This is a genomic window from Nesterenkonia sp. CL21, from assembly GCF_031705515.1.
In the GTDB taxonomy this organism is placed as follows: Bacteria; Actinomycetota; Actinomycetes; order Actinomycetales; family Micrococcaceae; genus Nesterenkonia; species Nesterenkonia aethiopica.
In genome coordinates this window covers 11,678-26,188 of record NZ_JAUTWR010000017.1, presented here as the reverse complement: position 1 = coordinate 26,188, position 14,511 = coordinate 11,678, and the positions used below count along the sequence as shown (strand labels likewise).

The 14,511-nt window shown below is 69.7% G+C and carries 11 protein-coding genes; 8 read left to right on the top strand and 3 right to left on the bottom strand.

Annotated features, from left to right (window positions below; genetic code table 11):
• Positions 1-15 precede the first annotated feature (15 nt).
• On the top strand, positions 16-1,371 hold the full coding sequence (gene gdhA, locus Q7C18_RS16215; RefSeq protein ID WP_311026255.1) for an NADP-specific glutamate dehydrogenase: 1,356 nt from the start codon (positions 16-18) through the stop codon (positions 1,369-1,371).
• On the opposite strand, the gene Q7C18_RS16210 is transcribed toward gdhA, so the two are convergent.
• The 3 genes from Q7C18_RS16210 to Q7C18_RS16200 form a co-directional block, all read right to left on the bottom strand.
• Entirely contained in the window at positions 1,364-2,167 is an 804-nt protein-coding gene (locus Q7C18_RS16210) for a sulfite exporter TauE/SafE family protein (RefSeq protein ID WP_311026254.1), read from the bottom strand. The genes gdhA and Q7C18_RS16210 overlap by 8 nt on opposite strands.
• Positions 2,168-2,264: 97 nt before the next feature.
• On the bottom strand, positions 2,265-2,804 hold the full coding sequence (locus Q7C18_RS16205) for a YceI family protein (protein ID WP_070158991.1): 540 nt from the start codon (positions 2,802-2,804) through the stop codon (positions 2,265-2,267).
• A gap of 175 nt (positions 2,805-2,979) precedes the next feature.
• Complete coding sequence (locus Q7C18_RS16200; protein ID WP_311026253.1) at positions 2,980-4,020, bottom strand: LacI family DNA-binding transcriptional regulator; 1,041 nt, start codon at positions 4,018-4,020, stop codon at positions 2,980-2,982.
• A 94-nt stretch (positions 4,021-4,114) separates the two neighbouring features.
• On the opposite strand from Q7C18_RS16200, the gene Q7C18_RS16195 reads away from it, so the two are divergent.
• Genes Q7C18_RS16195 through Q7C18_RS16165 form a run of 7 tightly spaced genes read left to right on the top strand, consistent with a single transcriptional unit; the run spans position 4,115 to position 14,453 of the window.
• Positions 4,115-4,969: a DUF3662 and FHA domain-containing protein gene (locus tag Q7C18_RS16195; RefSeq protein ID WP_311026252.1), complete on the top strand. Its 855-nt coding sequence runs from the start codon at positions 4,115-4,117 to the stop codon at positions 4,967-4,969.
• The gene (locus tag Q7C18_RS16190) at positions 4,969-5,478 is read left to right on the top strand and encodes an FHA domain-containing protein (protein WP_311026251.1); all 510 of its coding nucleotides are present in this window, start codon (positions 4,969-4,971) and stop codon (positions 5,476-5,478) included. The genes Q7C18_RS16195 and Q7C18_RS16190 overlap by 1 nt, the downstream gene beginning before the upstream one ends.
• Before the next feature lie 3 nt (positions 5,479-5,481).
• The gene (locus Q7C18_RS16185; protein WP_311026250.1) at positions 5,482-7,314 is read left to right on the top strand and encodes a protein phosphatase 2C domain-containing protein; all 1,833 of its coding nucleotides are present in this window, start codon (positions 5,482-5,484) and stop codon (positions 7,312-7,314) included.
• Positions 7,311-8,840, top strand: coding sequence for an FtsW/RodA/SpoVE family cell cycle protein (locus tag Q7C18_RS16180; protein ID WP_085437831.1), 1,530 nt, complete (start codon positions 7,311-7,313; stop codon positions 8,838-8,840). Before Q7C18_RS16185 ends, Q7C18_RS16180 begins: the two co-directional genes overlap by 4 nt.
• Positions 8,837-10,282 (top strand): penicillin-binding transpeptidase domain-containing protein, encoded by a 1,446-nt coding sequence (locus Q7C18_RS16175; protein ID WP_311026249.1) that lies wholly within the window; start codon positions 8,837-8,839, stop codon positions 10,280-10,282. Before Q7C18_RS16180 ends, Q7C18_RS16175 begins: the two co-directional genes overlap by 4 nt.
• Positions 10,282-12,201, top strand: coding sequence for a protein kinase domain-containing protein (locus Q7C18_RS16170; protein ID WP_311026248.1), 1,920 nt, complete (start codon positions 10,282-10,284; stop codon positions 12,199-12,201). The genes Q7C18_RS16175 and Q7C18_RS16170 overlap by 1 nt, the downstream gene beginning before the upstream one ends.
• A complete protein-coding gene (locus Q7C18_RS16165) occupies positions 12,198-14,453 on the top strand; it encodes a protein kinase domain-containing protein (protein ID WP_396954385.1) in 2,256 nt (751 codons plus the stop codon). The genes Q7C18_RS16170 and Q7C18_RS16165 overlap by 4 nt, the downstream gene beginning before the upstream one ends.
• The last annotated feature ends 58 nt before the right edge of the window (positions 14,454-14,511 follow it).

The following is a 14,511-nucleotide window of genomic DNA, read 5'->3' as shown; positions in this document are numbered from 1 at the left end:
GGAGGAAGGAGGACGATGAGCCCGCACAGCGCACACATCGCCCGCGTCTATGACCAGATCATCGCCAGGAACCCCGGAGAGCGGGAGTTCCACCAGGCAGTCGAGGAGGTCTTCGAATCCCTGCATCTGGTGCTGGAGAAGCACCCCGAGTACATGGACAGCTCCGTGCTGGAGCGCATGTGCGAGCCGGAGCGGCAGATCATCTTCCGCGTGCCGTGGACCGCCGACGACGGCGCAGTCCACATCAACCGCGGATTCCGGGTCCAGTTCAACTCCGCCCTAGGCCCCTATAAGGGCGGGCTGCGGTTCCATCCTGACGTGCTGCTGGGCACCATGAAGTTCCTGAGCTTCGAGCAGGTGTTCAAGAACAGCCTGACGGGTCTGCCGATCGGCGGCGGCAAAGGGGGCAGCGACTTCGACCCCAAGGGACGCAGCGAGACAGAGATCATGCGGTTCTGCCAGTCCTTCATGACGGAGGCGTACCGACATCTCGGGGACACAGTCGACGTCCCGGCCGGAGACATCGGCGTGGGCCGCCGGGAGATCGGCTTCCTGTTCGGCCAGCACAAGCGCATCACCAACCGCTATGAGGCCGGTGTCATCACCGGCAAGGGCACCACCTGGGGCGGGTCGCTGCTGCGTCCGGAGGCGACCGGGTACGGCACCGTGTACTTCACCGAGCACATGCTCCGCAGCCGCGGGGAGAGCGTCGACGGGCGGCGGGTCATCGTCTCCGGGTCGGGGAACGTGGCGATCCACGCGATCGAGAAGGTCCAGGAGCTCGGCGGCACGGTCATCGCCGCCTCCGACTCGGCAGGCTGCGTCCATGACCCCGACGGCATCGATCTGGAGCTGCTGCGGGAGGTCAAGGAGCACCGGCGGGAACGCATCTCCGCCTACGCGGAAGCTCGGCCCCGGGCGCGGCACATCGACGGCGCGGTCTGGTCGCTGGCGGCGGAGGAATCGGCGGACATCGCGCTGCCGTGCGCCACGCAGAACGAGATCGACGGCGACGCCGCGCGCGCCCTGGCCGAGGCGGGGATCCGTGCGGTCGCCGAGGGCGCCAACATGCCCTGCACGCCGGAGGCGGTGGACGTCTTCCAGGAGGCCGGGGTGCTCTTCGCTCCCGGAAAGGCCGCCAATGCCGGCGGGGTGGCCGTGTCCGCGCTGGAGATGCAGCAGAACGCCAGCCGTGATTCATGGACCGCCGAGTACACCGACGAGCGCCTGGCCGAGACGATGGAGCACATCCACACCCTGTGCGCCTCCACGGCGGAGGAGTACGGCGTCGCGGGGGACTATGTGGCCGGGGCGAACATCGCCGGGTTCCTCCGTGTGGCCGACGCGATGCTGGCTCAGGGGGTCATCTGAGCAGGTGGTGGGCGCCTCCGCTCAGCCGCTCACCACCTGGACGGTCCCCCGGATCAGCGCCCCGAGCGCCCCGAGCCCGGCAAGCACCATCGCCACGGCGCGAGCCTGAGCCGGGGGGGACGATCCTTGCCAGCCGCCCGCCCAGCAGGATCCCCAGCAGCACGGTGATCACGATGCCGGGGAACAGCAGTCCCAGGTGCAGGTGGCCCTGCCCGACCTCCTCCACGGAGCCGAAGAGCAGCTTGGTGACCACCGAGGCGATGCCCATGGTCATGAACAGCGGCTGCATGGTCGCGGCGAAGCCCTGCTGGTCCCAGCGGGAGAGCCGCGAGTAGATGACCATCACGGGCGCGGCCACTCCGGAGGTGGTGTTGAAGAACCCACCGAGGATCCCTCCGACGACGCCGGTGGTGCGCCCCTCCCAGCGCGGCAGCTGCGGCAGCGTGACGGTGAACAGCAGCGCACAGAGCACGATGGCGCCCAGGATGATGGACAGCCATCCGGCAGACAGCTGTCCCACCAGCCAGGCGCCGGGGATCGCCCCGATCACGGTGACCGGGCCGAGCACCCGGTAGCGGGCCCAGTCGATGCGCGGCCACACGGCGAGCATGATGAGGAACCCGGAGACGATGGTGGTCATGTTGGTGATCAGCACGCCCAGGCCGGGTCCGAGCAGGATGGAGAGCACCGGGGCGACCACGAGCCCCACGCCGGAGCCGGAGACACGCTGCAGGACGGTGCCGACGAGCACTGCGGCGGCGATGACGAGCAGCGGGGTCAGGACCGTCAGGGACACGCAGGCCACTGTACTCCTTCGCTCCGTCCGGGCCGCGGCACGACGACGCCCCCGCACCTGACGGCACGGGGGCGTCGGTCAGCGCCGGGTCAGCGGATCACTCGCCGGCGTCGAGGACGAAGGCGACCTCCAGGTCGATGGAGACCTTGTCACCGACCAGCACGCCGCCGGCCTCGAGGGTCGCGTTCCAGGTCAGCCCGAAGTCCTTGCGGGAGATCACGGCACTGGCGGAGAAGCCGGCACGGGTGGCGCCGAAGGGGTCGACGGCCTGGCCGCCGAATTCGACGTCGAACGTCACCGGGCGGGTCTCGCCGCGGATGGTGAGGTCACCGGTGACCTCGAACTCTTCGCCGGCCGGGCGGAAGTCACGGGCCACGAAGGTCAGCTCAGGGTGGCTCTCGGCGTCCAGGAAGTCCTCGCCGCGCACGTGGGCGTCGCGGTCGGCGTTCTTGGAGTCGAAGGAGGCGACCTTGACGGCGGCCTCCACCGCGGAGGTGCCGTCCTCGGCCACGGTGAGGGTCGCGTCGGCGTCGGAGAAGACGGCGCGGACCTTGGAGATGCCGGCGTGGCGGACGGTCATGCCGATCTCGGAGTGGGCGGCGTCGAGGGTCCAGGTTCCGGGGGTGGGTGCTGCCATGGGTGTGCTCCTCTGGTCGATGGGGTCAGGCCGTGGCACGTGGCCTGACGGTCTCACGTGTCGTCTCGGTCTCATGATGCGCCGGTGGTCCCGGCTCATGAGGGTGCAACACAGCCGACCACGCATCTATTTCAAAACTGAAGCACTTAAGGGAGACTTTTCTCCGCTCACGCGCTCAGGCGGAGGTGCGCCGCACCAATTCCGTGTCGATCAGCACCGACTGGGCCTCGCCGCCCTCCATCAGGCGCAGCAGCATGTCCACCGCCGTCGTCGCCAGCGCGGCCACCGGATTGAGCACCGTCGTCAAAGGGGGTCGGCACAGGGCCGCCGCCGAGGAGTCGTCGAAGCCCACGACGGCGACGTCCTCCGGCACGCGCCGACCCGCCGCCTGGAGGGCATGGACCGCCGAGACGGCCATCAGGTCGGAGGCGGCGAAGACCCCGTCGAGCTCCGGGCTGAGAGCCAGCAGACGCTGCATCGCCTCCCCGCCGGAGGCCGCGGTGAAGTCACCGACCTCCACCAGCTCGTGCATCAGCCCGTCCTGCGGGTCCGTCGAGATCCCAGCCTCGGCCAGTCCCTTGCGCCAGCCTGCGAGGCGATCCGCTCCGGGGGTCATGTCCTGCGGACCGGCGATGGTGGCGAGCCTCCGGCGCCCTTGCGCGATCAGGTGCTCGGCGGCCAGCCTCCCGCCGGCATGGTTGTCCACATCCACGAAGGGCAGGCGGGGCTCCCCCGCCGGGCGCCCCACATAGACGGCGGGCAGCTGCGTCTCCCGCAGCACCTCGCCGATCCGGTCGTCCCGGTGGTGGGAGACCACGATGGCGCCGTCGGTGTATCCGCCGCGCAGGTACTTCTCGATCTTCTCCGCGCCCTGGCCCCGCCGCCCCATGGCCAGCAGCACCTGGGCCGGAGAGTCGGCCAGCGCCTGGGTGATGCCTCCCAGCATCGCCGCGAAGAAGGGGTCGCCGAACACCCGATCCTCCGCCTCGGGGACCACCACGGCGATCGAATCGGCCTCTCGGGTCACCAGCGAGCGGGCCGCTCGGTTCGGCCGGTATCCGAGCTCCGCGACGGCGGCGGCCACGGCCTCGCGGGCACGGGGTCGCACGCGAGGGTCCTCGTTGACCACCCGAGAGGCGGTGGCCCGGGAGACTCCCGCGCGGGCCGCCACGTCTTCCAGAGTGGGGGCTCGTCGACTGCGCGTCTCTCTGCTCACATGCCCACGGTAGCCCCTCGAGGCGCGTTTGAAGCGTCCCAGGCCAGGTGAGACAGTAGACTCTTCGAGAGACTGCCCTTCATCCGGGGCGGCCATGACGACGGAGAAGGAGGTGCCGATGGGCCTGCTGGACAATCTCGAGCGCGGCATCGAGAAAGCCGTCCGCGGCGCCTTCTCTGGACGCGGAGGGAGCCTCGGCCCAGTGGAGATCGCCACCGCCGTACGCCGGCACATGGACCGCGAGTCCTTCACCATGTCCCAGGGGCGCAGCTTCGTCCCCAACGTGTACCGGATCCGGCTCTCGGAGGAGGACTTCGCGGCCGCCCGGAAGTACGGCGTCGCCCTCGCGGAGGAGCTGTGCGAAGAGATCATCCGACACGCCGACTCCCAGGGGTACACGCTGCTGGGTCCGGTGAAGGCGACCTTCGTGAAGAACACCGACCTCAAGCGCGGCCAGCTGGGCATCGAGTCACAGACGGAGAAGGACGCCGGACAGGCGCCCTCCAGCCAGGCCCCGGCCGGCCAGGCCGCGCCTGCGGCTCCCAGCGCTCCCAGCGCCCCCCAGGCTCCCGCCGCACCGGAGGCCAGGGACATCGCCCCCACGGTCGCGCAGCCCGCCGTCCCCGCCCAGGCCCCGCCCGCCCAGGCCCCGGTCGCGATGCTGGACCACGAGGGTCGCCAGCATGACCTGCGGGCGGACAGCACGGTGATCGGCCGCTCCACCTCCGCAGACATCACGATCCCGGACACCGGGGTCTCCCGGCGCCACCTGGAGGTCTACCGAGACGGCAGCCGCTGGATCGCCCGGGACCTCGGCTCCACCAACGGCTCCTACGTGGACGGCGAGCAGCTGTCCGGCTCCCACGACCAGGTCGAGCTCTTCGACGGGGCGCTGATCTCCCTGGGCAACGCTCGGCTGCGCTTCCGTCTCACGACCAGGGAGGTGTGATGAGCGAGCTCGCCGTCACGGTCCTCCAGTTCGGCCTGCTCCTGCTGCTGTGGATCCTGATCCTGTCGATCATCGGCGCCCAGGGACGTGACCTCATGGTCTCCAAGAAGTCCCGGACCCGGGCCCACGCGTCGGCGGCACGCCGCAACGACGGCGGCTCCGCCCCAGGGGCCCAGTCCGGATCCCAGGCCCCACACACCGGCCAGACACCACGCCCCCGACCCCGGAAGCTGGTGGTCACCGAAGGCCCGCTCGCCGGCACCGAGCTGGATCTGGGCTCGGCGCCCATCATGCTCGGCCGCGCCCAGGAGTGCACCCTGGTGCTCGAGGACGACTACGCCTCCGGCAAGCACGCCCGGCTGTTCCCCCAGGGCTCCCGCTGGTTCCTGGAGGACCTGGGCTCCACTAACGGCACGTGGCTGGGCGAGGAGCAGCTCACCCGGGCCTCGACGGTGGAGCCCGGCGAACGCATCCGCATCGGCAAGACCGTCCTGGAGCTGAGGACCTAGCCCGTGGCCCTGGTCTTCCGCTTCGCAGCCCGCTCCGACACCGGAGTCGTCCGCTCCAAGAACGACGACTCCGGCTACGCCGGACGCTACTTCGCCGTCGTCGCCGACGGCATGGGAGGTCATGCCGGCGGGGACGTCGCCAGCGCCTCCACCGTGCTGGACCTCGCCCACCTGGACACCCGGGGCTTCGCCGAGCCGGACACGGTGCTGCCGGACGAGATCCAGACCGCCAACGCGTTCCTTAACAAGCTCGTCCAGGCCAATCCGAAGCTGGCCGGGATGGGCACCACCATCACCTCGCTGCTGATCACCGGCGACCGCCTGCAGTTCGCCCACATCGGCGATTCCCGGGCCTACCGGCTCAAGAAGAGTCGGTTCCGGCAGGTCAGCAAGGATCACACGTTCGTGCAGCGGCTCGTGGATGAGGGCCGCCTGGACCCGGACGAAGCCGAGTTCCATCCGCACAAGAACGTCCTGATGCGGGTGCTCGGGGATGTCGACGCTTCCCCCGAGCTGGACATCACCTCCTTCCCCCTGGAGGCCGGGGAGCGCTGGCTGCTGTGCTCCGACGGTCTCAACGCCGTGGTCTCGGACCGGCTGATCGAGCAGAAGCTGCGGTCCCCGCAGTCGCTCGAGTCGATCGTGGAGGAGCTGGTCGACCTCACGATCGAAGGCGGCGCTCCGGACAATGTGACCGTCATCTGCCTGGAGGTCATCGAAGCCGGCGAGGCCGATCTGACCCCTGACCGACGCCTGCCGCTGACCCAGGCGGCCGTCGAGGCCGCCGCCGAGGGGTACCGGACCCCCGAGCGGCCCCCCGCAGACGGTGACGCCGGCGACGCCGAGGAGACCATGGAGCTGGTCCCCGTGGTCAACGTGGACGCGCTCTCCGAGCACCCGCCGGAGGAGGACGACGAGCTCTCCCCGCTGACCGCCTCGATGCTGGGCCAAGAGCTGGAGACCCGCCCTCACCTGCTGGTCGGCGCCGCGGACAAGGCCACCGAGACGGGCATGATCCCGGTGGTGGCGCGCAATGTGGACGAGCATCCGATGGCGGTGCTGCTCACCGGCCAACCGCTGGTGCCGGTGCGGCACACCTACTCTGAGATGCTCGGGGACCACAGCGGCGAGAGGGCGGCGCGCGGCACATCGCAGGGCACCGACGGCGAGGAGAGGGCCGACGGCTCCGGCACGTCCAGCGCGCCGGTCGGCCCCGACGACGCCGGCGTCACCGTCGATGCCGACGCCGCCTCCGAGGAGTCCGTGAGCGCCGGTGAGGCCGGAGTCGAGGGCTCCGCGGAGGACGAGGAGCCCGACCTCTCGGATCCGGCACTGACGGAGGCGGACCTGACCGGGGCGGACATCGACGTCGCCGACGTCGCCATCGCCACCCGGGCGTCCCGGCGTCGTCGGTGGTTCCTTCCCACCTTCGTCACCCTGCTGGCGCTGCTGCTGGGCGTGGTGACCTTCCTGGGGTACATCTGGACCCAGACGCAATACTACGTGGGGCAGGACGACGGCGAGGTCGCGATCTACAACGGCGTCTCGCAGTCCCTGGGCCCCATTCGTCTCTCCGAGGTGGACGAGCACGCCGGCTTCGACGTCGAGGAGCTCTCCCCCTACCACCGGGAGCGCGTCCTGCGGGGCATCCCGGCCGATGACCGCACTCATGCGGAGACGATCGTGGACCAGCTGCGGGCCACCACCGGCGCGGACGCCGAGGACGACGCCGACTCCGGGGACGACGCCGACCCCGAGGACGCGCAGTCCGACGACGACGCAGACGAGCCCACAGACGAGCCCACAGGTGATGAGGACGGAGGTGAGGAGCAGTGACCCAGCTGGAGACCGCGCCGAAGCCGCGCCGCAATGTGGAGCTGGTCCTGCTGCTGCTCGCGCTCATCATCGGCATCGGGGCGAAGTTCCTGGTCGCCGTCGCCATGGACGAGCCCTACGACAGCACCTACTACACCGAGGCCGCGCTGTTCGCCGGCATCACCTTCGCCTTCCACATCGTGCTGCGCCTGCGGGCGAAGTACGCGGACCCGTTCATCCTGCCGATCGTGGTGGCGCTCAACGGGCTCGGCATGGCGATGATCCACCGGTTGGACCTGGTCACCGGAGGGCCACCGGCGGAGGACCGGCAGCTGATGTGGACCCTGGTGTCCATGGTCGCGGCGATGGCGCTGCTGTGGTTCCTGCAGGACCACCGTCGCCTGCGTCAGCTGACCTACATCTCCCTGGTGGTCAGCATCGTGCTGCTGTTCCTGCCGCTGATCCCCGGCTTCGGCATGACCATCAACGGCGCCCGGATCTGGGTGAACCTCGGCTTCGCCTCGTTCCAGCCGGCGGAGATCGCCAAGATCACGCTGGCGATCTTCTTCGCCGGGTTCCTGGCGAACAACCGGGACCTGATCCTGCTGGCCGGTCGGCGCATCGGCCCCCTGCAGCTTCCCCGTGCCCGGGACCTGGGCCCGATGTTCATCGCCTGGATCGTGGCGATCGGCGTGCTGGTGGTCCAGAACGACCTGGGCACCTCGATCATGTTCTTCGGCCTGTTCATGGGCATGATCTATGTGGCCACCTCGCGGCTGTCCTGGATCCTGATCGGTGGGGGCCTGGTCGCCGTCGGCGGCGTGCTGGCCTACCTGTTCGTCCCCCATGTGACCCGGCGGGTGGAGATCTGGCTCAACGCCTTCGACCCGGAGATCTACTCGCGGGCGATCGGAGGGTCGGACCAGATCGTCCAGGGCATGTTCGGGCTGAGCAACGGCGGGCTGACCGGCACCGGATTCGGGTCGGGTCTGCCGCAGCGGGTGCCGCTGTCCAACTCGGACATGATCATCGCCTCCTTCGGCGAGGAGCTGGGCTTCATCGGCCTCTCCGCAATGCTCATGCTCTATCTGCTGCTGTTCAGCCGGTTCATGCGTGCCGGACTGGGCACCCGGGACGCGTTCGGCAAGCTGCTCTCGGTGGGCTTCGCCGTGGTGCTGGTCCTGCAGATCTTCGTGGTGGTGGGCGGCATCACCCGGGTCATCCCGATGACCGGTCTGACCACTCCCTTCCTCGCCGCCGGCGGCTCCTCCCTGCTGGCCAACTGGATCATCCTGGCACTGGTGCTGCTGATCTCCCACGCCGCCCGTCGCCCCATCGTCGTCGGCCCCATGGTCAACGCCAGCGGCACTGAGGCCGCCGGCACCGAGAACCCCACCCATGAGGAGGGACCGGAGGACGCCGAGCCGAAACGTCCGGTGGCCAAGCCGCTGTCCGCCGCGGAGCGCACGCAGCGTCACGCACCGGCCCACGGGGCACCGCCCTCAGCGGCGGAGACCTCCCCGGACAGCTCAGGGGGTGCCCGATGAACAACGCGATCCGACACGCCTGGGTCGTCAGCGTGGGGCTGTTCCTGGTCCTCTTCGCCGCGCTCAGCGTCATCCAGGTGGCCCTGACCGAGGAGCTCAACTCCCACCCGGACAACGTCCGGCAGCTCTACCAGGATCGGGGCGCACCCCGAGGCGCGATCACCGTGGACGGCAGCGCCATCGCCGAGTCCGTGCCCTCCGAGGGGACGAACTTCGAGTACCAGCGGGTCTACCGCGACGCCGAGCTGTACTCCGGCATCACCGGCTTCTACTCCATCGCCGCCCAGTCCACGGGGCTGGAGAACTCGATGAACGAGTACCTCACCGGCCAGGCGGACAGCCAGTTCTTCGACCGCCTGACCTCCCTCTTCACCGGGGAGACCCTGGAGGGCGCCCAGGTGGAGCTGACCTTGGACCCCGAGCTGCAGCAGCTGGCCTATGACACCATCCCGGAGGGCACACGGGGCACCATCATCGTCACCGATGTGCAGACCGGAGACATCAAGGCGATGGTGTCCAAACCCAGCTATGACACCAATGACCTGGCCGTGCACTCGACCAGCGAGTTCCAGGAGAACATGGAGCAGCTGAACGAGGTCGAAGGGCTCAGCGCCTATCGGAACCAGGCGGTGTTCAACACGATCGCCCCGGGCTCGACCTTCAAGCTGATCGACCTGGCGGCGATGCTGGACTCCGGCGACTATGACGCGGACACGGTGCTGGACAACCCCTCGGAGATCGACCTGCCGCAGTCCGACCGCACGCTGCGGAACTTCTTCGGCGGTATCTGTGAGCAGCAGTCGGAGGCGGACCTGCGCTTCATCACTGCGCAGTCCTGCAACACGCCGTTCGCCGAGGCCGCCATGGAGCTGGGCGAGGACCCCATCCGCGAGGCCGCCGAGGCCTTCGGTTGGAACCAGGACTTCGACTTCCCCCTGGAGGTCTCGCCGTCGCAGTTCCCGGAGGTGGACTCCGATGCGATGCTGGCCTACGCCTCCATCGGTCAGGGCAGCGTCACCTCGACGCCGATGCAGATGAACATGGTGGCCATGGCGATCGCCAACGGCGGCACCATGATGACTCCGAACCTCATCGAGTCGGTGCGGGGAGCGGATCTGCAGATCATCGAGCAGCCTGAGCCCCAGGTCCTCCACGAGCCGATCTCGGAGGACGTAGCTGAGGAGCTCACCGAGCTGATGCTCGGACCGGTCGAGTCCGGCACCGCCTGGCGGGCCGAGTCTGACCGCTTCGACATCGCCGCGAAGACCGGCACCGCGCAGATCGACGGCACCGACCAGGTGAACTCCTGGATCACCGGCTTCGCCCCTGCCGAGGACCCGCAGTACGCGGTCACGGTGACCTATGAACGGATCGACTATGACACCGGCTCCTCCCTGACGGGGCCGAACCTGCGCACGATGCTCGAGGCGGTGATCGACTGATGAGACCAGCTGTGGGCATCCTGATGGGCGACCGCTACAAGCTGACCGAGCGGATCGCCATCGGCGGCATGGGTGAGGTGTGGAAGGCCTCCGACGAGGTCCTCGGCCGCACCGTGGCGATCAAGATCCTCAAGGAGGAGTACACCGGGGACGAGGCGTTCCTGCGGCGGTTCCGCGCCGAGGCGCGGCACACGGCCCTGCTGAACCACCCCGGGATCGCCGACATCTACGACTACGGCGAGCAGGCCGGCTCCGGGTACCTGGTCATGGAGCTGGTGCCCGGCCGTCCGTTGTCGGTGCTGCTGGAGAAGGACCGGACCCTGTCCTGGGAGAAGACGCTGTCGATCATCGCCCAGACGGCCCGCGCCCTGCAGGTGGCCCATGACCAGGGACTGGTGCACCGGGACGTGAAGCCGGGGAACCTGCTGATCACGCCCACCCGCCGGGTGAAAATCACGGACTTCGGGATCGCCCGCCTGGCGGACCAGGTCCCGCTGACCGCCACCGGTCAGGTGATGGGCACCGTCCAGTACCTCTCCCCGGAGCAGGCCACCGGCCAGCACGCCACCGGCTCCTCGGACATCTACGCGCTGGGCATCATCGGCTATGAGGCTCTGGTGGGGCACCGCCCCTTCACCGGGGAGTCGCAGATCGCGATCGCCCTGAAGCAGGTCAATGATGCGCCGCCTCCGCTGCCGGACTCCGTCCCGGAGCCGGTGCGCGCGCTGATCATGTCCATGCTGGCCAAGGACGCCGGAGACCGGCCGATGAACGCCACCAAGCTGGCCGAGGCCTCCGACGCTCTGCTCCGCCATGATCTGGACGCCGCGCTGGAGGCCGTGCCGGCCATGCGGAACCACATGACGCTGCCCTCGGAGCAGGACGACTCCACCCAGGTGATGCCCGCCGCGACCAAGCCGACCGCCGTCGTGCCTCGGGCCGACGCCGCCGGTGACGGCACGCAGAAGGTGACGCCGACCCCCGCGCTGTCGGCGCGGACCCCGGAGCAGCCCCATGACGACGTCTGGGACGAGGGCCCCGGCGGCTCGGCGGGCGGCACCGGCTCAGCCGACAAGGCCGGCCGCAAGGAGCAGCGCCGACAGTCCTCCTCCGGCGGCTCCCTGACCCGCTGGCGCTGGCCGCTGGTGGTGCTGATCGCCCTGGTGCTGCTGGCGCTGTTCGGCTCCTGGGTGCTGCCGCGGCTGACCAGTGCGGAGCCGGAGCCGCAGCCGACCGTGACCGAGACGTTCACCGCCGAGGCGGAGACGGTCCAGGTGGATGAGGGTGACTTCATCGGACTCACCGTGGAGGCGGCGAGCGCGGCGCTGCAGGATCTCGCCCTCGAGGTGGAGACCCAGGAGGTCGAGTCCGCCCAGCCGGCCGGCGTGGTGGTGGCCATCGGTCCCACCGGCCAGGTCCCGGTGGGCGCCACGGTGACGCTGTCCTATTCCACCGGCAGCGAGACCGCTCCTCCCCCGGAGGACCAGCCGTCACCCGCTCCGGACACGGACGGCCCGGGCGGCGGCACGGGAGGAGACACGGACGGAGGCCCGGACGAGGGCACCGGCGGCACGGGCGAAGGCGGTGGTGACACCGGCGGCGACTCGCAGGAGACCGACGGCACCGGGACCACGGAGGAGGACTCGCCCAGCCCCGAGAGCACCCCGAGCCCTACGCCCGAGTCCCCCAGCCCCACCGATGAGGACGGGGACGAGGACGTCGACGACTCGCCCGCGCCCGCCGAGGAGGACGAGCAGGAGGGCGACCAGACCGACGACGGCGGCACGGGGGCCGCTCCCCGCCCTGAGACGGGCCAGGAGGGCGGTCAGGACGCCGGGGAGGACACCGAGGACGCGGACGAGGTCGACGACGCCTCGAGCGGGGGCTCCGATGACACGACACGAACTGGACAGGCATGATGACTGAGAACGGACACCGCGTGCTCAACGGCCGCTACCGCATCGAGGCCCTGATCGGGCGCGGCGGCATGGCCGACGTGTACCTCGGTCATGATCTCTCGCTGAACCGCCAGGTGGCGGTGAAGATGCTGCGTCCGGACCTGGCCCGCGACCCGCAGTTCCAAGGGCGGTTCCGGCGTGAGGCCCAGTCCTCGGCCTCGCTGAACCACCACAACATCGTCGGCGTCTATGACACCGGCCGGGCCGACGTCGAAGACTCCCACCATGCGGAGGTCAAGACCCCCTACATCGTGATGGAGTACGTGGACGGGGTGACCCTGCGGCACATCATGCACGGCACCCCCTCCCATGAGGGCAGCGGCGACGTCGACGACGAGGCCGCCACCCAGCTGCAGTCTCCGGCCGCGGACCGCACGGTGGCCGACGGGACCCGCCCGGAGGAGCATTCGGACCCAGATGTCCTGGCCCTGGGTGACACGGGCCGCACCGAGGCGCAGGAGCATGGCCCGGCGGCCGACGTCGGGGAGCCGCTGCGTCGGAAGATCGATGAGGCGCTGGGCAGACCCGTGCCGGAGCCTGAGGCCGCCGAGTATCTGGACGGCATCCTGGGGGCTTTGAGCTACAGCCATGAGAAGGGCATCGTCCACCGGGACATCAAGCCTTCCAATGTGATGGTGGCGCAGAACGGCGCCGTGAAGGTCATGGACTTCGGGATCGCGCGCGCCCTGGCGGATTCGGCGTCGACGATGACGCAGACCTCCGCCGTGGTGGGCACGGCCCAGTACCTGTCCCCGGAGCAGGCCCGCGGCGAGGTCGTGGATCACCGCAGCGACCTGTATTCGGCCGGCTGTGTGCTCTTCGAACTGCTGACCAACCGGCCCCCGTTCCAGGGCGAGTCGCCGGTGTCGGTGGCGTACCAGCATGTGCGGGAGGATCCGCCGCTGGTCTCTGACCTGAACCCTCAGGTCTCCCCGGCGATGGAGTCCGTGGTGGCCAAGGCCCTGGTGAAGGACCCTGCCGAGCGGTTCCAGAACGCCGATGAGTTCTCCGCCGCGGTCAAGGATGCCCTGCACGGGGTGCCGGTGGAGGACGCCACCCAGGCGATCCCGGCTGTCAGCAACGGCCGTGGCTTTGACGAGGTCGTCGGCGCCGGGGCTGCAGGGCTGGGCACACCGCTGTCGGCCCGGACCCCGGAGGACCCGGACCTGTACGCGGAGTACGAGGAGGATGTGGAGGAGCCGCGCCGCCGTCGGCGGTTCGCCTGGCTGTGGGTGGTGCTGCTCATCGCCTTGGTGGCCGGCGGCACGTGGGCTCTGGTGCGCATGCTCGACACCCAGGAGCTGATGGTCCCTGAGGTGGAGGGCCTGAGCCGTGCGGAGGCCCTGGAGGAGCTGGCGAACGCGAACCTCGAACCCGCAGAGATCGAATCCGTGCCGGATCAGGACGTCGAGGTCGACCACGCGATCGGCACGGAGCCGGAAGCCGGGGAGCGCGTGGAACCCGGGGACGAGCTGGTGCTGTACCTCTCCTCCGGGCCGGACGGAGTCGTGATCCCGGACGGCATGCAGGGCGAGACGGAGGAGACGGTCCGGGCCGAGCTGGAGGCCCTGGGTCTGGAGGTCGGTGACGTCTCCGAGGAGGACCATCCGACGGTGGGCGCCGGCGAGCTGGTCTCCACGGACCCGGAGGCCGGCACCACCGTGGAGGCCGGCACCACCGTGGACCTCACCGTGGCCAGCGGACTGTACCCGGTGCCCGACGTGGCGCTGCTCTCCACTTCGGAGGCGCGCTCCGAACTGGAGCAGGCAGGGTTCACGGTCACGGACTCCACAGTGGACTGGGAGACCTCCGAGTACGACCCCGGCACTGTCGGCGGCACCTTCTTCGACGGCAGTCTGATGGCTCCCGGCACCCCCATCCCGCAGGGTGCGACCGTCTCACTGTCGGTGGCCGTCGCGCCTGAGCCGGTGGAGACTCCGGAACCGGAGGAGCCGCGGGACCCGGAGGACGAGGATGAGGACGGCGAGGACTCTGAGGACGACACCGACGGCGAAGACTCCGACGACGAGGACGAGCCGGAGGACGAGGAGTCACCGACCGACGAGCCCACGGAGGATGAGGACGACGGTGACGACTCCGACGACGACTCTGACAATGACTCTGACAATGACTCTGACAATGGCAACAACGGCAACGGGAACAATGGAAACGGGAACGGCAACAACGGCGGAGGCGACTCCGACGACGAGTGAGCCGATGCGGCGGACCAGTCGGCACCAGGCGCTGCCGGTCGCTCGCAGTTGGTGAGGC

Excerpts from the sequence above, each read along its gene's own strand:
- Q7C18_RS16205 (WP_070158991.1), bottom strand. The coding sequence starts at position 2,804 with ATGGCAGCACCCACCCCCGGAACCTGGACCCTCGACGCCGCCCACTCC.
- Q7C18_RS16170 (WP_311026248.1), top strand. The coding sequence starts at position 10,282 with ATGAGACCAGCTGTGGGCATCCTGATGGGCGACCGCTACAAGCTGACC.
- Q7C18_RS16195 (WP_311026252.1), top strand. The coding sequence starts at position 4,115 with ATGACGACGGAGAAGGAGGTGCCGATGGGCCTGCTGGACAATCTCGAG.
- Q7C18_RS16165 (WP_396954385.1), top strand. The coding sequence starts at position 12,198 with ATGATGACTGAGAACGGACACCGCGTGCTCAACGGCCGCTACCGCATC.
- Q7C18_RS16175 (WP_311026249.1), top strand. The coding sequence starts at position 8,837 with ATGAACAACGCGATCCGACACGCCTGGGTCGTCAGCGTGGGGCTGTTC.
- Q7C18_RS16190 (WP_311026251.1), top strand. The coding sequence starts at position 4,969 with ATGAGCGAGCTCGCCGTCACGGTCCTCCAGTTCGGCCTGCTCCTGCTG.
- gdhA (WP_311026255.1), top strand. The coding sequence starts at position 16 with ATGAGCCCGCACAGCGCACACATCGCCCGCGTCTATGACCAGATCATC.